This is a genomic window from Nocardioides nanhaiensis, assembly GCF_039542785.1.
GTDB classification, from domain to species: Bacteria; Actinomycetota; Actinomycetes; order Propionibacteriales; family Nocardioidaceae; genus Nocardioides; species Nocardioides nanhaiensis.
Genome location: NZ_BAABIM010000001.1, coordinates 1,436,252 through 1,455,909, shown reverse-complemented (window position 1 = coordinate 1,455,909; position 19,658 = coordinate 1,436,252). Strand labels below are relative to the sequence as shown.

18 protein-coding genes and 1 pseudogene are annotated in these 19,658 nt (G+C 74.5%); 6 read left to right on the top strand and 13 right to left on the bottom strand.

The window, feature by feature from the left end; genetic code table 11:
* Nucleotides 1-3 precede the first annotated feature (3 nt).
* Nucleotides 4-912 carry a permease-like cell division protein FtsX gene (gene ftsX / locus ABD948_RS06920; protein ID WP_345263998.1) on the bottom strand — a complete coding sequence of 303 codons (909 nt, stop codon included), beginning with the start codon at nucleotides 910-912 and terminating at the stop codon, nucleotides 4-6.
* 2 nt (nucleotides 913-914) lie between these two features.
* A complete protein-coding gene (ftsE, locus tag ABD948_RS06915) occupies nucleotides 915-1,628 on the bottom strand; it encodes a cell division ATP-binding protein FtsE (protein ID WP_345263996.1) in 714 nt (237 codons plus the stop codon).
* A 72-nt stretch (nucleotides 1,629-1,700) separates the two neighbouring features.
* Between ftsE and ABD948_RS06910 the strand changes: the two genes are divergently transcribed.
* From ABD948_RS06910 to ABD948_RS06895, 4 genes are all read left to right on the top strand, one after another.
* Entirely contained in the window at nucleotides 1,701-2,432 is a 732-nt protein-coding gene (locus ABD948_RS06910) for a hypothetical protein (protein WP_345263994.1), read from the top strand.
* A gap of 50 nt (nucleotides 2,433-2,482) precedes the next feature.
* Nucleotides 2,483-4,318 (top strand): zinc-dependent metalloprotease family protein, encoded by a 1,836-nt coding sequence (locus ABD948_RS06905; RefSeq protein WP_345263991.1) that lies wholly within the window; start codon nucleotides 2,483-2,485, stop codon nucleotides 4,316-4,318.
* A 92-nt stretch (nucleotides 4,319-4,410) separates the two neighbouring features.
* Nucleotides 4,411-4,914: a sigma-70 family RNA polymerase sigma factor gene (locus ABD948_RS06900; protein ID WP_345263990.1), complete on the top strand. Its 504-nt coding sequence runs from the start codon at nucleotides 4,411-4,413 to the stop codon at nucleotides 4,912-4,914.
* Nucleotides 4,907-5,677 (top strand): hypothetical protein, encoded by a 771-nt coding sequence (locus tag ABD948_RS06895; RefSeq protein WP_345263988.1) that lies wholly within the window; start codon nucleotides 4,907-4,909, stop codon nucleotides 5,675-5,677. Before ABD948_RS06900 ends, ABD948_RS06895 begins: the two co-directional genes overlap by 8 nt.
* A gap of 28 nt (nucleotides 5,678-5,705) precedes the next feature.
* Here ABD948_RS06895 and prfB read toward each other — a convergent pair whose 3' ends face one another.
* Nucleotides 5,706-6,821: a peptide chain release factor 2 gene (gene prfB / locus ABD948_RS06890; protein WP_345263986.1), complete on the bottom strand. Its 1,116-nt coding sequence runs from the start codon at nucleotides 6,819-6,821 to the stop codon at nucleotides 5,706-5,708.
* A 76-nt stretch (nucleotides 6,822-6,897) separates the two neighbouring features.
* The gene (locus tag ABD948_RS06885; protein ID WP_345263984.1) at nucleotides 6,898-7,422 is read right to left on the bottom strand and encodes a CAP domain-containing protein; all 525 of its coding nucleotides are present in this window, start codon (nucleotides 7,420-7,422) and stop codon (nucleotides 6,898-6,900) included.
* A gap of 72 nt (nucleotides 7,423-7,494) precedes the next feature.
* Here ABD948_RS06885 and ABD948_RS06880 point away from each other — a divergent pair, with 72 nt between their 5' ends.
* On the top strand, nucleotides 7,495-9,192 hold the full coding sequence (locus ABD948_RS06880) for a phospho-sugar mutase (protein WP_425576533.1): 1,698 nt from the start codon (nucleotides 7,495-7,497) through the stop codon (nucleotides 9,190-9,192).
* 41 nt (nucleotides 9,193-9,233) lie between these two features.
* Here the strand turns inward: ABD948_RS06880 and ABD948_RS06875 are convergent.
* The 5 genes and pseudogenes from ABD948_RS06875 to ABD948_RS06855 all read right to left on the bottom strand — a co-directional run.
* Nucleotides 9,234-10,973: pseudogene (locus ABD948_RS06875) on the bottom strand (heavy metal translocating P-type ATPase); the annotation flags it as partial.
* A 362-nt stretch (nucleotides 10,974-11,335) separates the two neighbouring features.
* The gene (locus ABD948_RS06870) at nucleotides 11,336-11,623 is read right to left on the bottom strand and encodes a DUF1490 family protein (RefSeq protein WP_345263982.1); all 288 of its coding nucleotides are present in this window, start codon (nucleotides 11,621-11,623) and stop codon (nucleotides 11,336-11,338) included.
* Between the two features lie 46 nt (nucleotides 11,624-11,669).
* Nucleotides 11,670-12,824 carry a heparan-alpha-glucosaminide N-acetyltransferase domain-containing protein gene (locus ABD948_RS06865; RefSeq protein ID WP_345263980.1) on the bottom strand — a complete coding sequence of 385 codons (1,155 nt, stop codon included), beginning with the start codon at nucleotides 12,822-12,824 and terminating at the stop codon, nucleotides 11,670-11,672.
* Complete coding sequence (gene purE, locus ABD948_RS06860) at nucleotides 12,824-13,348, bottom strand: 5-(carboxyamino)imidazole ribonucleotide mutase (protein WP_345263978.1); 525 nt, start codon at nucleotides 13,346-13,348, stop codon at nucleotides 12,824-12,826. The genes ABD948_RS06865 and purE overlap by 1 nt, the downstream gene beginning before the upstream one ends.
* Nucleotides 13,349-13,364: 16 nt before the next feature.
* Nucleotides 13,365-14,549 (bottom strand): 5-(carboxyamino)imidazole ribonucleotide synthase, encoded by a 1,185-nt coding sequence (locus ABD948_RS06855; RefSeq protein WP_345263976.1) that lies wholly within the window; start codon nucleotides 14,547-14,549, stop codon nucleotides 13,365-13,367.
* A 43-nt stretch (nucleotides 14,550-14,592) separates the two neighbouring features.
* Between ABD948_RS06855 and ABD948_RS06850 the strand changes: the two genes are divergently transcribed.
* The gene (locus tag ABD948_RS06850) at nucleotides 14,593-16,740 is read left to right on the top strand and encodes a CmcI family methyltransferase (protein ID WP_345263974.1); all 2,148 of its coding nucleotides are present in this window, start codon (nucleotides 14,593-14,595) and stop codon (nucleotides 16,738-16,740) included.
* A gap of 17 nt (nucleotides 16,741-16,757) precedes the next feature.
* Here the strand turns inward: ABD948_RS06850 and ABD948_RS06845 are convergent, their stop codons facing one another.
* From ABD948_RS06845 to ABD948_RS06830, 4 genes are all read right to left on the bottom strand, one after another.
* Complete coding sequence (locus ABD948_RS06845) at nucleotides 16,758-17,075, bottom strand: winged helix-turn-helix domain-containing protein (RefSeq protein WP_345263972.1); 318 nt, start codon at nucleotides 17,073-17,075, stop codon at nucleotides 16,758-16,760.
* Between the two features lie 175 nt (nucleotides 17,076-17,250).
* Nucleotides 17,251-18,228 carry an adenylate/guanylate cyclase domain-containing protein gene (locus ABD948_RS06840; RefSeq protein WP_345263970.1) on the bottom strand — a complete coding sequence of 326 codons (978 nt, stop codon included), beginning with the start codon at nucleotides 18,226-18,228 and terminating at the stop codon, nucleotides 17,251-17,253.
* Nucleotides 18,215-18,721: a PH domain-containing protein gene (locus tag ABD948_RS06835; RefSeq protein WP_345263968.1), complete on the bottom strand. Its 507-nt coding sequence runs from the start codon at nucleotides 18,719-18,721 to the stop codon at nucleotides 18,215-18,217. Before ABD948_RS06835 ends, ABD948_RS06840 begins: the two co-directional genes overlap by 14 nt.
* 23 nt (nucleotides 18,722-18,744) lie before the next feature.
* Nucleotides 18,745-19,578 carry a biotin--[acetyl-CoA-carboxylase] ligase gene (locus ABD948_RS06830; RefSeq protein ID WP_345263966.1) on the bottom strand — a complete coding sequence of 278 codons (834 nt, stop codon included), beginning with the start codon at nucleotides 19,576-19,578 and terminating at the stop codon, nucleotides 18,745-18,747.
* Nucleotides 19,579-19,658: the final 80 nt, after the last annotated feature.

Genomic DNA, 19,658 nt, shown 5'->3' with positions numbered 1-19,658 from the left:
GGCTCAGACTTTGCTGTATTTGCGGGTCAGCAGGAGTGTCGGCAGCACCGTGAGCAGCGGACCGGTGATCCCGATCACCGCCAGCGTGAACAGGTAGTCCGGCCACCCGACCCACGGCAGGAACTGCAGCTGCTGCGAGACGCCCTCGACGATGCCGAACTGCATGAGGGCGGCCAGCGCGCCACCGCTGAGCACCACGCCGAGCAGCGCCATGAACAGCGCCTCGGCGAGGAACGGCAGCGAGATGTACAGGCCGCTGGCTCCCACCAGCCGCATGATCCCGATCTCCTTGCGTCGCGCCAGGGCGGCCAGCCGCACCGTGTTGGCCACCAGCAGCAGCGCGGCCAGCAGCAGCGCGGCCGCGAAGCCGAGCGACCCGAACTTGAGGTAGTCGATGATCTGGTACACCGGTTGCAGCTCCTCGCGCTGGTCGCTGAGGTAGCTCACGCCCTCGAGCCCCTGCACGGCGCTGGTGATGCCCTCGATCTCGTCGGGCTGCTGCGGCGTGACGCGGTAGGAGGCGCGGAAGTCGGCCACCTGCAGCGGCGCGTCCTCGCCGCCCTCGAAGAGCTCGGCGTCGAAGAGGCCCTGCGCCAGGCGGTAGGCCTCGTCCTGCGGCACGTACTCGGCGGCCCGGACGTCCGGGCTCTCCTCGAGCGTGCGCTCCACCTGGCGCTGCTGCTGGTCGGTCACCAGCCCCAGGCAGCCGGGGCGGTCGTCGTCGGCCTTGCAGAGCCACACGGTGATCTGCAGCTCGTTGCCCAGGTACTCGACGGTCTTGTCGGCCTCCCGCTGGGAGAGCACGCCCACCCCGGCGAGCGTCAGCGAGACGAACAGCGTGAGCACCACGGCGATGTGCATGGAGACGTTGCGGGCGAGCCCCTGGCGGAGCTCGGTGAGGAGGTGGCGCACGCTCAGACCCCCTGCGGCGTGGTGGTGGGACGGCCGCCGTAGCCGCCGCCGGCCTCGTCGCGCACCAACCGGCCCTGGTGCAGCTCGATCACCCGCTTGCGGTAGCGGTCCACGATCGACTCGTCGTGCGTGGCCATCACCACCGTCATGTCGGTCTCGGCGTTGATCCGCTCCAGCAGCGTCATGATGTCGTTCGACGTCGCGGGGTCGAGGTTGCCGGTGGGCTCGTCGGCGATGAGGATCATCGGCTCGTTGACGACGGCGCGCGCGATCGCGACGCGCTGCTGCTCACCGCCGGAGAGCTCGTCGGGCATCCGCGAGGCCTTGCCCTGCAGCCCCACCATCTCGAGGGTCTCGGGCACGGCACGGCGGATCTCCTTGCGGGAGTGGCCGGTCACCTGCATCGCGAAGGCCACGTTCTCGCCGACGCTCTTGGTGTTGAGCAGGCGGAAGTCCTGGAACACCGTGCCGATCTGGCGCCGCAGCCGCGGCACCTTCCAGCCGGCGAGCCGGTTGATCTCCTTGCCCGCGACGTAGACCCGACCGTCGCTGGGGCGCGTCTCGCGCAGGATCAGGCGCAGCGCGGTCGACTTGCCGGACCCGGAGGCCCCGACGAGGAAGACGAACTCGCCCTTCTCGACCTCCACGGTGACGGAGTCCAGCGCCGGCTTGCCCGGCCCGGGGTAGGCCTTGGTCACCTTCTCGAAGCGAATCACGTGGGTCGACGTTAGCGGAGAGCCCGGCGCCTGCCCCGCAGGCGATGCGGTGCGGCCCCTACTGTGTGACCTGTGTCGACCCGTGGACGTGCAGCGGCCGCCGTGGCGGTGGTCCTGGTGCTGGTGGCGGGCGTCGTGCTCGGCGTCGTCCTGCTGGGCGGCGACGACGACGCGCCCGACGAGCCGGCCGCCGGCCCCGCCACCCCGACCAGCACCCCCCTCGCCGACTACGACACGCTCGCCGTAGCCGTGGCGCGCGAGCCCTTCTGCGAGGCCGTCGAGCCTGCCGTCGTCACCGAGGTGCTCGAGGCCGAGCCCACCGGCGTGCGCACCTGGGCCGACGGCGAGCAGGTGCGGCTGCCCGAGGGCGGGCGCGACGTGGCCCACGAGTTCGGTTGCCGCTGGGCGGTCGACGGCGCCGTGGCCAGCGCGTGGGTGTTCGCACCGCCCGTGACCCGACGGCAGGCGATCGACCTGGCGCAGGTGGCCCAGAGCGCCGACGGCTGCGCCCCCATGCGGGGAGCGCGCCCCTACGGCCTGCCCACGCTCGCGGCCTTCTGCCGCGTGGAGGGACGCCGCGGCGCCCCCGCCGGGACCGAGGCGTCCTACCGGGGGCTGTTCGGCGACGCCTGGCTCACCTGCACCCTCGAGGTGCCCGGCGCCTCGCCCGACGAGGCCCTCGCCGAGCGGGCCGGGCGCTTCTGCGTCTCCGTGCTGGAGGCCGCACGGCTGCCGGGCGACTACACCCGCGCGGACCCTGCCGCGGATGGCCCGGACGGGTCACCCTCGCCGTCGATCGGGTGAGCCCGCGCGCATCGGCCCCACCGCCACGACGCGGCCCCTAGGCTCCCGCCATGCGTCTGCGTCCGGCCCGCGCGGCCCTGCCCGCCCTCCTGGTGGTCGCCGGGCTGGCCACGCTCCCGGGCGCCGGCTCGGCCTCCGGTGCCGTCACGGCCACCGACCGGGAGGCCGAGGTGGCACGGGCCAACGGGGTGAGCCGGGCCGAGCTGCGCGACCTGCTCGCCGACCCCGCCGTCCGGGTGGGCGTGCGTGACCGGCTCTACGTGGTGGACCCGGCCCACCGCGGCACCACCGCCGAGCGGCAGGAGGCCCGCGCGCAGGCGGCGCAGGCACCGGCAGCCGCCCTGCGGCCGCTCGCCGAGACCTTCACCCTGCACAGCAAGCCCGGCTCACAGCGGGTGATCTTCATCGACGTCGACGGCGCCGAGGTGCGCGGCACCGCCTGGAACAGCGGCGAGGACTCGATCCCCGGCGGCACCTACGGTGGCTGGGACCCGGCCGGCAACGGCCCCGCGTTCACCGACAGCGAGAAGGCAGCGGTCCAGGAGGTCTGGGCCCGTGTGGCCGAGGACTATGCGCCCTTCGACGTCGACGTCACCACGCAGGACCCCGGCGACGCCGCGATCACCCGCTCGAGCTCCTCCGACCAGCTCTTCGGCACCCGGGCCCTGGTGACCAGCGACGACGCCGCCTGGAACGGCATCTGCCAGCGCCGGTGCGGCGGCATCGCCTACATGGACGTGGTCGACCTGGCCGGCCAGCACGCCACCTACCAGCCGGCGTGGGTCTTCGCCGACGGCGTCTCGGACGTGCCGGGCTGGGTGGCCGAGGCGCTGAGCCACGAGGTGGGCCACAACTTCGGGCTCGACCACGACGGCGGCCCGGCCAACCCCAGCTACCACACCGGCCACGGCTTCTGGGCGCCGATCATGGGCGCCTCCTACGACGCGGGGCTCTCCCAGTGGAGCCGCGGCAGCTACCCCGGCGCCACCCGGACCGAGGACGACGTCGCGATGATCGCTGCCAACGGCGCCCCCTACCGTGCCGACGAGGCCGGCGGGACGACGGGCACCGCCGCCGAGCCGCCCTCGGGCACCGCGTGGATCAGCCGGCGGGACGACGTGGACGTCTACCGCCTCGGTGCCTGTGCCGGCACCCTGACCGTGCAGGCGCAGGTGGCGGCGCTGGGCGCCAACCTGGACCTGCGGCTGCGGGTGCTCACCGCGGACGGCGCGGCTCTCGCCGTCGCCGACCCCGTCTCCTCCCCCACCCGGACGCTCGCCACCGGCCTCGGCGCCACCCTGACCCTGCCCGGGCTGACGGGTCAGCCGCTGTTCGTGGAGGTCGACGGCGTCGGCCAGGGCACCTGGACGACCAACGGCTACGACGACTACGGCAGCCTCGGCGCCTACACACTCACCGCCGACGGCTGCACGCCTCCGCCCGACCCCACCCCCGACCCCACCCCGGAGCCCGAGCCCGACCCGGAGCCCGAGCCCGACCCGGAGCCCGAGCCGGAGCCCGACCCGGAGCCGCAGCCCGACCCGGAGCCGCAGCCCGACCCGGAGCCACCCACCGTCACCGCGCCCTCCGCGGTCGTGCTGGGCGCGGCCACCAGCGGTCGACGCGGCGGCCCGGTCACCGTGCGCCTGACCTGGCGGGCACCCGCCTCCAGCGGCGGCGTGGCGCTGCGCGGCTACGAGGTCCACGCCTACCGACTCTCCGGCACCCGGGTGGTGCGCACGCTGCGCACCCGACTGCTGCCGCCCACCGTCCGCGCCGCCACGCTGACGTTGCCGAAGGGGCGCTACCGGCTCGCCGTCCGCGCCAGCAACGCCGTCGGGGCCGGGCCGCTCAGCAGCCCCTCGAAGGTCGTCGTCGCGCGCTGACTCCACCCGCCACCCCGTGCAACCATCCGCACACCTGGGACGTGTGAGGTCCGAGCGGCGGCCCGTCCGGGGCGCGCGGACGGGAGAGCGGCATGGACGAGCAGGCGCGTGAGGCGTTCGGCGCCTTCTACGAGGCCACCTGGCAACGCGCGGTCGCCTGTGCCTACGCCGTCACGGGTGAGCTGGCGGCGGCCGAGGACGCCGCGCAGGACGCGTTCTCGCGTGCCTGGCCGCGGTGGGGCCGCCTGCAGCGCTACGACGACCCGGCCGCCTGGGTGTGCCGGGTGGCCACCAACCAAGCGCTGAGCCGCTGGCGGCGGCTGCGCACCGGCCAGCGGTTCCTGGCTCGTGCCCGCGAGCCCGAGCCCGCTCCCCCGCCCGACCCCGACCTGATGGCGCTCACCCAGGCGCTCGCCCAGCTGCCCGCAGCGCAGCGGCGCGCCGTCGTCCTGCACCACCTCGCGGGCTTCCGCGTGCACGAGGTCGCCGCCGCCGAGGGCGTGCCCGAGGGCACGGTCAAGGCGCGGCTGAGCCGCGGTCGCGCCGCGCTCGCCGACCTGCTCACCGACCAGAACGGGGCCACCAGCCATGCCTGACGCCGACTTCCTCGCCCGCCTCGACCGCGCTGCCGCCCCGCTGCACGACGCCGTCGCCAGCTCGCGCCCCCCGGGCGCCGCCGCCGCCATCACCACCGCCCGGCGACGTCGCGCCAGCGTCGGTGTGGCCGCCGGCGTCGCCGTCCTGGCACTCGTCGGCGGCGGGATCGCCCTCACCGGCGGCACCGGCGCCGACCAGGGGCGCGGTCTCGACCCCACGCAGAGCGGGACCGCGGAGGTCCCCCGTGCCCTGCCGGCCCCGGCGCCGTTCACCCCGGCGAGTGCCGAGGCCGCCACCGTCGGCTGGATCGAGGGGTGGGAGCCGACGACGATCTCGAACGACCGGCTCTTCGAGGGGTGCCTCGCGGGGCTGGAGGAGGCGGGGCTCCCCGAGCCGGCTCGGAGTGCGGACGTCTCGCTCCTGGCGGGTGGCACCGCGGCCTTCAACACCTGGGGCCTGATGCCCGACGAGGCGGTGGCCGAGCGCTGGGAGGAGGTGCTGCGCAGCTCGCTGGAGGGGTGCGCCGAGGTCGTCGACGAGGTGGAGTACGCCGGTGGGGGCTCGCTGAGCGCCGGCACCACGGTCCTGCACCTGCGCCGGGCCGACGACGCGACCGAGTTCTGGGTCGTCCGGGCCGACGATGCGGTGGCCTTCGCGGCCCTCGGGCCGACGACCCCGGCCACGGACCCGGCAGCGGGCCTGGCCTACGGCGACGCGCTGCTGGCGGCCCTGCTCAACGACGAGGCGTTGCGAGGCGGCTGAGTGACCCCGCGCGGGCGGGTCGGGCTCGTCAGACGGGGGTCTGGTCCGCCCCGCGCCGCCACCGGATGCCGGCCTCGAGGAAGCCGTCGATGTCGCCGTCGAAGACCGCGGAGGGGTTGCCCACCTCGAAGCCCGTGCGCAGGTCCTTGACCACCTGGTAGGGGTTGAGCACGTAGTTGCGCATCTGGTCGCCCCAGCTGGCCGCGACGTCGCCCTTGAGCTCCTTGATGTGGGCGTCCTCCTCGGCCTTCTTCAGCGCCAGCAGGCGCGACTTGAGGATGGTCATCGCGCTGGCCTTGTTCTGCAGCTGGCTCTTCTCGTTCTGGCACGAGACCACCGTGCCGGTGGGCAGGTGGGTGATGCGCACCGCGGAGTCGGTGGTGTTGACCGACTGGCCGCCCGGACCCGAGGACCGGTAGACGTCGATGCGGATCTCCTCCTCGTTGATCTCGATCTCGTCGGTCATCTCCAGCACCGGCACGACCTCGACGGCGGCGAAGCTGGTCTGTCGGCGGCCCTGGTTGTCGAAGGGGCTGATCCGCACCAGGCGGTGGGTGCCGGCCTCGACGCTGAGCGTGCCGTAGGCGTAGGAGTTGTGGATGGCGAAGGTGGCCGACTTCAGGCCCGCCTCCTCGGCGTAGGAGGTGTCGAAGACCTCCACGCCGTAGCCGTGCTGCTCGGCCCAGCGGGTGTACATGCGCATCAGCATCTCGGCGAAGTCCGCGGCGTCGACGCCGCCGGCACCGGCGCGGATGGTCACCAGCGCCTCGCGGGCGTCGTACTCGCCGGAGAGCAGGGTGCGCACCTCGAGGGTCTCGACGCTCTTGGCGATGCGGGTCAGCTCCACCTCGGCCTCGGCCAGCGAGTCGGCGTCGCCCTCCTCGCGGCCCAGCTCGACCAGCGCCTCGAGGTCGCCGATGCGCGCCAGGATGGCCGTGAAGCGGTCCACCTGGCCCTGCAGGTCCGAGAGGCGCCCGGTGACCCGGGTGGCGTTGGCCTGGTCGTCCCACAGGTCGGGCGCGCCCACCTGCACGCCCAGGTCGTCGATCTCGCGGCGCATGCCGTCGAGGTCGAGCACCTGCTCGATGGTGTGCATGGTCGCCCGGAGCTGCTTGATCTCGGCGTCGAAGTCGGTACTGGCCACGAGGGTTGAGCCTACGCGGTGCCGGCGCTCCCCCTCACCTCCGGCGGCTCACCTCCGGCGGCTCACCTCCGGCGGCTCAGCGCCGGCCGAAGACCTGCGCGGAGTACCACTGGCCGTTGGACGCCTGGGCGGCGCCGACCGCGAGCAGCCGGTAGCGGGGGTTGAGGATGTTGGCGCGGTGCCCCGGCGAGCCCATCCACCCGGCGACGGCGGCCCTGCCGCTGGTGTAGCCGTAGGCCACGTTCTCGCCGACCATGGAGAGCTTGCAGGCGCTCATGATCGGGCCGAGCTGCTGGTGGAACATGGACTGGCGGCGCGCCATCGCCTTCGCCTGCCGCGTCGCGTAGCGCTGCAGGCAGGCGTTCTTGCCCAGGGCCACGCGGCGCGCGGCCTTGCGCTGGGTGTTGGTGGCAGCGAAGGCCTGCTGCGCGTACGAGGTGGGCGTGGTGCGGGCGGCCTGGCCAGCGTGGCCTGCGCCGGCACCGCCGACGAGCAACAGTCCGGCGAGCAGGGCGAGGATCGCGGTGGTGGTCGCGAGCCGGGGGGCGCGCGCGGCTCGCTGGGATCGAGACGTCGAGGAGAGCACGCTCCAGGGTGCCACGCCGGGGCGCCGGCGTCAGTAGTCCGCCCGGGTGGCTGCTCCCGACCTGTCGGAGGGCACTACCGTGCTCCGGTGACCCGCATGACCCCCGAGGACCACAGCGCCGACTCCTCCCTGGCCGCCCTGCTCGAGACCGCACGTGCCTGGTCGGCGGAGGACCCCGACCTCGCCACCCGCGCCGAGCTCGACGAGCTCGTGGCCCGCGCCGAGTCCGGCGACGCCGCCGCGGAGTCCGACCTGGCCGACCGCTTCGACGGCACGCTGGAGTTCGGCACCGCGGGGCTGCGCGGGGCGCTGGGGGCAGGCAGCAACCGGATGAACCGCGTCGTCGTCACCCGCGCCGCCGCGGGCCTGGCGGCCTACCTGCGCGCGCAGGGCGACGGCCGTCCCGTCGTCATCGGCTACGACGCCCGGTACAACTCCGACGTCTTCGCCCGCGACACCGCCGAGGTGCTCACCGGGGCGGGCTACCGCGCCCACGTGCTGCCCCGCCCGCTGCCCACGCCGGTGCTGGCCTACGCCATCCGTGAGCTGGACTGCTCGGCCGGGGTGATGGTGACCGCCAGCCACAACCCGCCGCAGGACAACGGCTACAAGGTCTACCTGGGCGACGGGAGCCAGATCGTGCCGCCGGCCGACGCCGGGATCGCCCAGCAGATCGCCGCGGTGGGGCCCGTCTCCCAGGTGCCGCGCGGCACCGCCGGCGCGGTGCTCACCGAGGACGTCGTCGACCGCTACCTCGACACGGTGGCGGGGCTCGCCGCCGACGGCCCCCGTGACCTGGCGCTGGTCTACACGCCGCTGCACGGCGTCGGCGCGGCGTCGGTGCTGCAGGTGCTCGAGACCGCGGGCTTCCCCGAGCCGCGCGTCGTGGCCGAGCAGGCCGAGCCCGACCCCGACTTCCCGACGACGCCCTTCCCGAACCCCGAGGAGCCCGGCGCGATGGACCTTGCGCTCGCGCTGGCCGCCGAGCACGGCGCCGACCTGGTGGTGGCCAACGACCCCGACGCCGACCGCTGCGCGGCGGCGGTGCCCACCGACCAGGGGTGGCGCGTGCTGCGCGGCGACGAGGTGGGTGCCCTGCTGGCCCACCACCTGCTGGAGCGCGGCGTCACCGGCACCTTCGCCGCCTCGATCGTCTCCTCCACCCTGCTCGGCGCGATGGCCCGCGCCCGCGGGCAGCGGTTCGCGCAGACGCTCACCGGCTTCAAGTGGATCGCGCGCGCCGAGGGCCTGGCGTTCGGCTACGAGGAGGCGCTGGGCTACTGCGTCGACCCCGAGCACGTGCGCGACAAGGACGGCGTCTCGGCGCTGCTGCTGCTGTGCGAGCTGGCCGCGAGCCTCAAGGCGGCGGGACGCACCCTGGTGGACGTGCTCGACGACCTCGCGCGCGAGCACGGGCTGCACGCCACCGACCAGCTCTCGGTGCGCGTGGAGGACCTCGCCCTGATCCCCGCCGCCATGGAGCGGCTGCGCGCGCAGCCGCCCTCGCGCCTGGGTGGGCTCGCCGTCGAGCGCGTCGAGGACCTCAGCGAGGGCAGCGCGGAGCTGCCGCCCACCGAGGGCCTGCGCTACTGGCTGGCCGAGGGCGCGCGGGTGGTGGTGCGCCCGAGCGGCACCGAGCCGAAGATCAAGTGCTACCTGGAGGTCGTGCTGCCCGTCGAGGGCGGCACCTCGGCGCCCCGCGAGGCCGTGGACGCCGCCCGGATCTCGGCGGCCGGCCGGCTCGACGCCGTCAAGGCCGACGTGCGTGCGGCCGCCGGCCTCTGAGACGCCTCGCGCAGCCGGTACTGGGTGATCCGCGAGGAGTTGAGCACCACGCCGATGGAGGAGGCGTTGTGCAGCAGCGCCGCCACGACCGGTGAGAGCGCACCACCCGCACCCACCAGCAGGCCGACGGCGTTGACCGCGATGGACATGCCGTAGTTCTGGCGGATCACCTCGACGGCGGTGCGCGAGAGGTCGCGCAGGTCGAGCAGGCGGGTGAGGTCGTCGCCGGCGAGGGCGATCTCCGCCGCCTCGAGCGCCACGTCGGTGCCGCTGATCCCCATCGCGATGCCGACGTCGGCCAGCGCCAGCGCGGGGGCGTCGTTGGTGCCGTCGCCCACCATCGCGACGGTGTAGCCGGCCTCGCGCAGCTCGCGCACCACCTGCTCCTTGTCGTGCGGCAGCACCTCGGCGTACCACTCCTCGATGCCCAGCTCCTCGGCGATCACCCGAGCCACCTGCGGATGGTCCCCGGTCAGCATCACCACGCGTCGCACACCGTCGGCGCGCAGGGCCCCGAGCACGGCGCCGGCCTCGGGTCGCACGGTGTCGCGCAGGCTGACCAGGCCGGTGAGGACGCCGTCCACGGCCAGCAGCAGCGGGGTCTCCGCCTCGCCCTGCAGCCGGGTCACCCAGCCGCGGGCGTCGTCGCCGACCTCGACGCCCTCGCGCTCGTGCAGCTCCACGTTGCCGAGCAGCAGCACCCGCCCGTCGGCGATGGTGCGCATGCCCAGCCCGAGCAGCACCTCGCACTCCTCGTGCGACGGGATGGCGATGTGGCGCTCCTCGGTGGAACGGATCACCGCCTGCGCCAGGGGGTGGCGGGAGTGGATCTCCGAGCTGGCGGCGTAGGCCAGCACCTGCTCGGGGGTCCAGTCGTCGCTGAAGGAGACGACGTTCGTGACGACCGGCCGCCCGGCGGTGAGGGTGCCGGTCTTGTCGAAGACGACGGCGTCGACCCGCGCGGCCGCCTCGAGGTGCGAGCCGCCCTTGACCAGGATGCCGCGCCGGGCGCCGTTGCCGATCGCGGCGCTGATGGCGGTCGGCGTCGCCAGGCCGACCGCGCACGGGCAGGCCACGAGCAGCATGGTCATGGCCCGGCGCACGTCGCGGGTGACGGCGAAGGTGAGCAGCGCGAGCCCGAAGCTGGCCGGCACGAAGCGCCGCGAGAAGTTCTCACCCACGGTCTGCACCGGCGCGCGGTCGTCCTGGGCCTCCTCGACGCGCGAGATGACCCGACCGATGGCGGTGTCACGGCCCACGGCCTCGGCGCGGACGACGACCCGACCGCGGGCCAGGACGCTGCCGGCGTGCACGAACATGCCGGGCTCCACGGTGACCGGCAGGTTCTCACCGGTGATCGCGGAGGCGTCGAGCACCCCTTCGCCCTCGAGCAGGACGCCGTCGACCGGCACGGCCACGTGCTGGTGCACCACCACCTCGTCACCAACGCGCAGGGTGTCGATGTCGACCAGGCGCTCGGAGCCGTCCTGGTCGCGCACCCAGGCCTCCGACTGGACGCCGGTGAGCAGGTCGCGGATCGCGCGGCGGGTGCGGCGCAGGGTGAGGTCCTGGAGGTACTCGCCGATGTTGAGCAGCCACAGCACGGTGAGCGCGACGACGTTCTCGCGCAGCACCAGGCTGGCCAGCGTGGCGGCGGAGACCAGCGCGTCGGTGCCGGGCGCCCGCCGGCCCGCGAGACCGCGCAGGGCGCCTCGCAGGAAGGGGTAGCCGGTGAAGATCGTGACGCCGGTGGCCACCGTGCGGCTGGTGGGCCCGAGCATCGGCGGGCGCCGCAGTCCGTAGCGCCGCACACCCAGCAACACCAGGGCGGCGCCACCCACCACCATCCGCGCGAGGTCGGCGTTGCCCACCTCCGCCGAGTGCGGCTGGCGGGCGGGGACGAGCGCCGCGGGCGTGGCGCAGGCGACCGCCACGGCGACCGCGACGGCCTCGTGGTCGCAGGCCTCGGGCCGGAACCAGACGACCACCGCGCCCGTGCGCGGGTAGGCGTGCACGGCCCGCACGCCCGGCACGGCGGCCACGGCGTCCTCGACCGCGACGGCGCGGGCCGGGCTCGCCGTGATCGCGGGGACGGCGTAGCGACGCCGACCGGCAGCCTCGCTACCGGCGACCAGCCGGATGCTCAGTGGTCGTGCGCGTGGTCGTGGGCCTGCGTGGGGTCACCCGGAGGCGGGGCCTGCTCGCCCACCCGGGCGCGAGCCTCGGCGACCAGGTCGCCGGTGGTGAGGCGCACCTGCTCGGCGCCCACCTCGGCCACCCGCTTGCCGCGGATGCCCCACGCGATCGCGCCCACCGCGCCCTCGCGCACGACGCCCGTGCGCACGGCCTTCTTGGCGCCGTCGTACGCGACGGCCCCCACGAGGCCGGTGAAGACGGCCGATCCAGCCCTGGTCACGAGCGCTCCGATCATGCGCGCATCCTCTCACCCCTCGGGGTGGGCGCGGACGTGGTCCCGGTCAGCTGCCCGCGACGGCGCCGGTCACCCGGCGCACCAGCCACTCCAGCGGTCCGCGCACCGAGAGGGCGGCGAACACGGCGCCGGTCCACAGCACCACCAGCACGTGCCAGCGGAACGCCTCGGGTCCGTCGTCGGGCGGCCACAGGTCGGGCGTGCGCAGCAGCACGTGCAGGCTGTAGAGGGTCAGCGTCATCGCGCCCGCCCCGGTGAGCACCGCCAGGCCGCGCAGCGCCCAGCCGCGCAGCGCGTCGGCCAGCAGCAGGCACAGCCCGATCACCAGCGCGGCGCTGCCGCCGGTGGCCACCAGGTCGAAGGGCGTCGCGCTGTGCGGGGCGTCCAGCAGCAGCCACTGCCACGGGCCCGGGCTCGGCGTCACGCCGAACAGGCCGCCGCGCGCCTGCTCGATCACCTCGTCGGCGCCCATGCCGGTCGGGTAGTCGCGCACGAGCGCCTCGCGCACCGACGGCGCCGTCACGAGCACGCGGGAGACCACGGCCGCGCCCACGGCGGCCGCCAGGCCACCCACCACCAGGCGCCCGGCCACCGCGCGGTCGCGCAGGTCGAGGCGCGCGATCCCCATGCCGAGCAGCAGGTAGGCCAGCCAGGGCAGCACCGGGTAGTAGCCGGTGAGCGTCAGGTCGGCGAGCAGGTCCAGCGGCTCGGCCAGGCTCGCGAACGAGGGCACCTCGAAGCTGCGCGGCGGCACCTCGGGGCGGGCCCGCAGCACGTGCGAGACCACCGGCGCCACGACGGCCCAGCCGCCCGCGAGCAGGAGCAGCGCCCGGGGACCCAGCGCCACGAAGGGCAGCCCCACGACGAACAGCAGCCCGTAGTAGGTCAGGATCACCGCCAGCCCGGAGTCCAGCCCGCCCAGGAACAGCCCCAGCGAGGCCACCATCGCCGCGCGCACCAGCACCGCGAGCAGTGATCTCGGTGAGCGCCCGCCGGGCCGGTCGGTCACCAGCGCGAGCGCGACGCCGGCGAGCACGGCGAAGAGCGCCGAGGCTCGTCCACCGGCCACCCAGTGCGTCCAGGAGAGCTCGCCGGAGGGGGTGCGCTCGTCGATCGTGTGGACGGCGATCATGCCGACCAGCGCCACGCACCGCGCGACGTCGAGGCCGACCAGCCGCGCGGTGGGGCGCGCGGCCGGCATCAGAAGCCGATTCGCGGGGGCGCGGAAGCGTTGCGGACGCGTTCGCCCTTAGCCTGCGCGGTGGCCTTGAGCTCGGCCTGGAAGTCGAGCATCCGCTGCTGCAGCGCCGGGTCGGTGGCAGCGAGGATGCGCACCGCGAGCAGCCCCGCGTTGCGGGCGCCTCCCACGGCCACCGTCGCGACCGGCACACCTGCGGGCATCTGCACGATCGAGAGCAGCGAGTCCATGCCGTCGAGGTACTTCAGAGGCACCGGCACACCGATCACCGGCAGTGGCGTGACCGCGGCCAGCATGCCCGGCAGGTGGGCTGCTCCCCCGGCTCCGGCGATGATCACCGAGAGGCCGCGACCGGCGGCCTGCTCGCCGTAGGCCAGCATCTCGGCGGGCATCCGGTGCGCGGAGACGACGTCGGCCTCGTGGGCGACGTCGAACTCGGCCAGGGCCTTGGCGGCGGCCTCCATCACCGGCCAGTCGGAGTCGGAGCCCATCACGATGCCGACGCGGGGCGCGGGACGCTCGCTCATCTGGTTCACGGGTCGTTCACTCGCTCTCGTCGCCGAGGTCGCCGCGAAACCAGGCGGCGGCGTGCCGCGCCCGCTCCAGGCACTCCTCGAGGTCGTCGCCGTAGGCGTTGACGTGGCCCACCTTGCGGCCCGGCCGCAGGGCCTTGCCGTAGAGGTGCACCCGCAGGTGCGGGTCCCGGGCCAGGGCATGGGGAAAGCCGTCGTAGAGGCGGCCGACGTCGGGCCGCTCGCCTCCGAGGATGTTGACCATCACCGTCCAGGTGGCTCGCGGGGCGGGCGAGCCCAGCGGCAGGTCGAGCACGGCGCGCAGGTGGTTCTCGAACTGCGAGGTGACGGCGCCGTCCTGGGTCCAGTGACCGGTGTTGTGGGGGCGCATCGCCAGCTCGTTGACCAGGATCCGGCCGTCGGCGGTCTCGAACAGCTCGACGGCCAGCACGCCCGTGACGCCGAGCTCGCCCGCGATGCGCAGGGCGATCTGCTGGGCCTGGCCGGCCAGCTCGGGGTCGAGGCCCGGCGCCGGCGCCACGACCTCGTGGCAGATGCCGTCCAGCTGCGTGGAGGCCACCACCGGGTAGGCGGCCGCCTGGCCGCTGGGCGAGCGCACCACGAGCGCCGAGAGCTCGCGCCGGAAGTCGACGCGCTCCTCGGCCAGCAGCCGCACGCCGGTCTCGGCGGCGACGCGCAGCGGCTCGGCGGCCTCCTCGGCGGTGCTCACGAACCACACGCCCTTGCCGTCGTAGCCGCCCCGGGTGGTCTTGAGCACGCACGGCAGCCCGAACGCCTCGACCTCGGCCACCGAGCCCACCAGCGCGTTGCGCGGGCAGGGCACGCCCATCGCGGCCAGCCGCTCGCGCATGACGCCCTTGTCCTGGGCGTGCACCAGCGCGGCGGGGCCGGGATGCACAGCCAGGCCGTCGTCGGACAGCGCGTGCAGGTGCTCGGTGGGCACGTGCTCGTGGTCGAAGGTGACGGCGACGCAGCCGCGGGTGGCCTCGCGCAGCACGGCGAGGTCGCGGTAGTCGCCCACCAGGTGGTCGGGCACCACCTGGGCGGCGGAGACGCCCTCGGCCTCGGCGAGCAGCCGCAGCGGCACGCCCAGGGCGACGGCGGACTGCGCCATCATCCGGGCCAGCTGGCCGCCGCCGACGATCGCCAGGGTGGGGGCCAGCGGGGTGACCTGGGAGGTGGCGGGCTCGGGCACGCCGCCAGGGTAGTGGGGCGGGCGGCCACTACAGTCAGGCGGCGTGACCGACCGACTCTCGCGCCTCCGCTCCGCCGCCGCCCGCCGCCTGGATCCGCGGGCGGGCCAGCAGCCGGGCCAGCAGCCGGGCCGGCCCGCGCAGCCGGCCGAGCGGTCCGCGCCCAGCCGGCGCGAGGTGCGCGAATTCCTCGACACCCTCGACCCCGCCTCGGTGGGCGGCCCGATGCAGGAGTCGCTGGCCGGCGCCTTCCGCGCGCTGTGGCAGCCGCGCACCCAGCCGGTGCCCGAGCCGCCGGCCGCGGTGCGCGACGCGATCGTCGACCAGTTCCACCTGCTCTACTACCACGTCTCGCGCCGCACCTGGAAGGACACGTTCTACCGCGGCACCCGCGCCTACAAGTGCCCCACCGACATGTGGGTCTACCAGGAGCTGATCGACGACCTGAAGCCCGGCCTTGTCATCGAGACCGGCACCTTCCGCGGCGGCAGCGCCCTGTTCATCGCCGACCGGCTGCAGCTGGCCGGGCGCGGACAGGTGGTCACCATCGACGTCGACGTGCAGCCCAACCGCCCCCAGCACCCACGGCTGACCTACCTCACCGGCTCCTCGGTCGATCCCGCGATCCTGGCGCAGGTGCACGAGCGGATCGACCCCGCGCTCCCGGTGCTGGTGATCCTCGACTCCGACCACTCCGCCGGGCACGTGGCGGCCGAGCTCGAGGCCTACGCGCCCCTGGTCACGGAGGGGTCCTACCTGATCGTCGAGGACACCAACGTCAACGGCCACCCGGCGGCCCCGGAGCACGGCCCCGGGCCGTTCGAGGCCGCCCAGGAGTTCCTCGCCCGCACCGAGGAGTTCGAGGTCGACGAGCGCTGCGAGCGCTACTTCCTGACCCAGAACCCGCAGGGCTACCTCAAGCGGGTGCGCCCCGCCCCGGCCGCCCCGGCCGCGACCGGCACGCCCGCCACCGCCGACGCCCGCGCCGTCGTCACCGCACCCCTGGAGACCGGTCCCGCCTCCGCGGCCGTGCAGGCCGTCGGCGAGCTGACCATCACCGACGCCGACGACGCGGGCGACCCCTCGGTGGTGCTGGTGCTGCAGGCCTTCGAGCCCGGCCAGTTCTTCGCCGGCATCCGCACAGCGGTGCTCGCAGCGGCCCGGCTGGCCGCGGAGCTCGCACGGCCGCTGCGCGTCGTCGTGGTCTCCCCCGCCCGCGGCGGCAGCGACCACGCCGAGGCCCGCGCCGCCCTGGCCGAGCTGGTGCGCGCCGAGGGCCTCCCCGATGTCGCCGAGGGCCTGCGGCTCTCGACGCCCGCGCAGCGCGACGCCGGTGGTCACACCGGCCACGACGTGTGGCTGGCCACCTACTGGACGACCGCGCACGCCCTGGCCGTCGCGGCCCGCGCGGGCCGCGTCGACCCCGAGCGCGTGGTCTACCTGGTCCAGGACTACGAGCCCGGCTTCTACCCCTGGGGGCCCGAGCACGCGCAGGCGCTGGCCACCTACGGGGCCGGCTTCCGCCCGCTGGTCAACAGCGCCTCCCTGGCGCGCTACCTCACCGACCAGACCGGCGCCCGCCCCGCGGCCGTGTTCGCCCCCGCCCTCGACCCGGCACCCATGCACGCGGCGGCCGAGCGGTGGCGGCCGGCTGCAGACGCAGGGGCGGACGACGAGGTGCGCGTGCTCTTCTACGCCCGCCCCGGCAAGCCCCGCAACATGTACGACGCCGGCCTCACGGCCCTGCGGCTGTGGGCCGAGGCGCTGCCCGCGGGGCTGACCGGGGTGGTGCGGCTGGCGGGCGAGACCCTGCCCGGCGAGGTCCACCTGGGTGGGCGTGCCCGGGTCGAGCCGCTGGGCAAGCTCAGCTACGAGGACTACCACCGGCTCCTGGAGGAGACCGACCTCGGTCTGGCCCTGATGCTCAGCCCCCACCCCGGCCACCTGGCCCTCGAGCTGCCGATGGCCGGCATCCCCACCGTCACCAACACCTTCGGTGGCTACCGCGAGGCCTGGGTCGACGGCCTCCACCTGGCGGGCACGGACCCCCACGACCTGGCGGGTGCGCTGCTGCGACTCACCGAGGAGACCCGCGGGGCGGTGCGCCACGAGGCCCGGCTGCCGGGCGAGGGTCTCGGCGGCACGCTCGAGGACGCCGTCCGGCAGGTGGCGGCCGAGCTCGGTCGCGGCTGAGCGGGGTCGCGGCCGGGTCAGCCGAGCGGGGCGGGCGCCGTCAGCTCGAAGCGCAGCCCCTGCCCGCGGATCGTCGTGATCAGGTGCGGGTGGCGGCTGTCGTCGCCGATCTTGCGGCGCAGCCAGCCCAGGTGCACGTCGATGGTCTTGGACGAGGTCCAGAAGGTGGTGTGCCAGACCTGGCGCATCAGGTCGTCGCGACTCACGATCTCGCCGGCGCGCGCCATCAGCGCGTGCAGCAGGTCGAACTCCTTGCGCGAGAGGATCACCTCGGCGTCGCCGACCCAGACACGGCGCGCGGCCGCGTCCAGACGCACACCCTGCACCTCCAGCACCCCCCCAAGTTAAGGACCCTCGAGCGCCCCGGGAACGTTCAGCCGAAGATTTAACTCTGGGGACTGGTCCGGTGCTCACGAGCCGTACCCGAACGGGTACGGACATCGTTGAGAGTTGTTTCGCAGGCGTGACGCGTGACCAACAAATCGACCCCCGGGCGGCTCGTCGCTGCCGTCAGTGCCGCCGCACCGCGACCGGCTCCACCAGCCCGAACCCCCGCACCGGTCGCGCGGGGAGCCGCCGGGTCTCGAACTGGTCCTCGGGCAGCAGCGCCGCGGTCTCGGCGTCGATGATGATGCGGTTGCGTCGTGCCACGGCCGTCAGCCGCGCGGCCATGTTGACCGGTGGCCCGAACACGTCGCCCAGGCGCATGACCGTCGGCCCGCTGGCCAGGCCCACCCGCACGTCCGGCATCCGCGGGTCGCGCCCGATGACGTTGATGATCCCCTCGGCGGTGTCGTAGGCGGCGATGGGGTCGTCGTTCACGAAGAGCACCGAGTCGCCGATGCTCTTGATCACCCGCCCCCGCTGGCCCGCAACGACGTCGGCGCAGCGTGACTCGAACTTCTCCACGAGGTCGCCGATACGGTCGCGGGAGAGCTCGTTGGAGAGCGCGGTGAAGGCGACGATGTCGGCGAACCCCACCGTCACCTCGACGGTGTTGCGGTCCTCCTCGTTCTCGCCGAGCGCGAGCATCCGCGTGGTGGCGGCCGCGAGGTGCCGGCGCCACGAGAAGATCAGCAGCCGCTCGAAGGAGGGGCCCAGCTCCGCCAGCATCCGGCCCGAGACGTCCATGCGGGTCAGCGGCTCCTCGGCCTGCGCGACCAGGTCGTCGACGCGCTGGCTCAGCGCGGAGACCTCCCAGTCGGCCAACCGGGCCAGGGTGGTGCCCACGGCGCGGGTCAGCGTGACGGCCAGGTCGAAGTCGACCAGCCCGCTCTCGACGGCGTCGACCAGCGTGGCCAGCGCGGCGGCGTCGGAGTCGGTGTAGGCGGTGGCGCCGCCGTGCTCGGGGAAGCCGAGGGCCCGCCACAGGCGACGGGCCTGGTCGAGGGTGACGCCGGCCTTCTCGGCGACCTGCGCGGCGTCGTAGAGCGGCTGCTCGCCGAGGATCGCGCCCTCGAGCCGCTCGGCCGGGTCAGGCTCCGTCATCGAGGCGGGGGGCGGACTCGGGCAGGTCGTTGACCAGGTTGTGGATGAGCAGCTTGGTCTGCTCGACCCGCGGGATGTCGTGCAGGTGCACGTTGCCGTCGGTGGAGGCGTTGGTGATGATCAGCGTGCCGCAGCCGAAGGGCCGGTCGATGAGGTTGATCTCGATCGAGATGTCGCTGACGCGCCGCAGCGGGATGTCGTGGCCGCGCCGGGTCACGATGCCCCACCGCGTGATGATGCGGCGGTCGGTGACGGCGTGCACCGCGGTGGCCCACAGCAGCACCGGCCGCAGGGTCCACCAGCAGATGGCGAGCGCGACCAGGATCCAGACCACCAGCGTGACGGCGGCGACGTCGACGAGCACCTGGACCGCCACCCCCACGGCCAGCAGGACGATCAGCGCGAAGATCGCCGGGAACAGCGCCTTGGGGTGCTGGCGCATGCTGACCAGCACCCGTTCTCCCTCGTTGAGGAGCTTGCTCGAGATGCCCACGGCGGGATCATCTCACTTCTTCGTCACGACGAGGCCGGCCGCACGTGGCGAACATCTCCCGCACCGACCGCGCGCACCTGCTCGCCGCCACCGGACCCCGCGGCGGGTTGCACCTGCAGGCGGCCCTCGGCGTCGATGCCCACGGCCGTGCCTTCCAGCGTCTCGCCGCCCGGCAGCTCGACGCGCACCTGCTGCCCCACGGTCACGCAGGCCTCGGCGTAGCTCTCCGCCAGCCGCTGGGCGCCCAGCTCGCCGCCTGCCTGCCAGGCGTCGTAGGCCTCGCGCACACCGCTCAGCACCTCCACGAGCAGGTCGGTGCGATCGGCGGCCTCGCCCTGCTCCACCTGCAGCGAGGTGGCCTCGGGCACCGGCAGCTCCTCGGCGGCCATGCCCACGTTGATGCCGACGCCGACCACCGCCGCGGGGCCCTGCGGCGTCTCGATGCGCTCCACGAGGATGCCGGCCAGCTTGCGGTCCCCCACCAGCACGTCGTTGGGCCACTTCACGCCGGCCTCGACCCCGCCGGCGCGCAGCGCCTTGGCGACCGCGTACCCGGTCATCAGGGGCAGCCAGGGCCAGCTGGCGGCGGGCACGGTGGGCCGCAGCAGCAGCGAGAAGGTGAGGGAGGTCCCCTCCGGCGTCTCCCACGTGCGGTCCAGCCGGCCGCGTCCACCGGTCTGGTGGTCGGCGGCCACCACGAGCCCCTCGGCCGCCCCCTCGCGCGCCCGCTCGGCGGCCCGGGCGTTCGTGGAACCCAGGGTCGCGTGCAGCTCCACCTCGAGATCGGGCGGCAGGGCGGGGTTGCCGACCAGACGGGTCTCGTCGAGGGGTGGGCGTGCGGCGGCGTCGGTGGTCACGGGCACTACCCTGACCTACCGGTCCCAGCAGGCCAAGCATCTGACAGCACCCGACAGCTGAACGACGAAGGACGGTCACA

Coding starts and splice junctions, on each gene's coding strand:
- ABD948_RS06905 (WP_345263991.1), top strand. CDS start 2,483: ATGCGTCTGCGTCCGGCCCGCGCGGCCCTGCCCGCCCTCCTGGTGGTC.
- ABD948_RS06900 (WP_345263990.1), top strand. CDS start 4,411: ATGGACGAGCAGGCGCGTGAGGCGTTCGGCGCCTTCTACGAGGCCACC.
- ABD948_RS06895 (WP_345263988.1), top strand. CDS start 4,907: ATGCCTGACGCCGACTTCCTCGCCCGCCTCGACCGCGCTGCCGCCCCG.
- ABD948_RS06870 (WP_345263982.1), bottom strand. CDS start 11,623: ATGATCGGAGCGCTCGTGACCAGGGCTGGATCGGCCGTCTTCACCGGC.
- ABD948_RS06865 (WP_345263980.1), bottom strand. CDS start 12,824: ATGCCGGCCGCGCGCCCCACCGCGCGGCTGGTCGGCCTCGACGTCGCG.
- purE (WP_345263978.1), bottom strand. CDS start 13,348: ATGAGCGAGCGTCCCGCGCCCCGCGTCGGCATCGTGATGGGCTCCGAC.
- ABD948_RS06840 (WP_345263970.1), bottom strand. CDS start 18,228: ATGACGGAGCCTGACCCGGCCGAGCGGCTCGAGGGCGCGATCCTCGGC.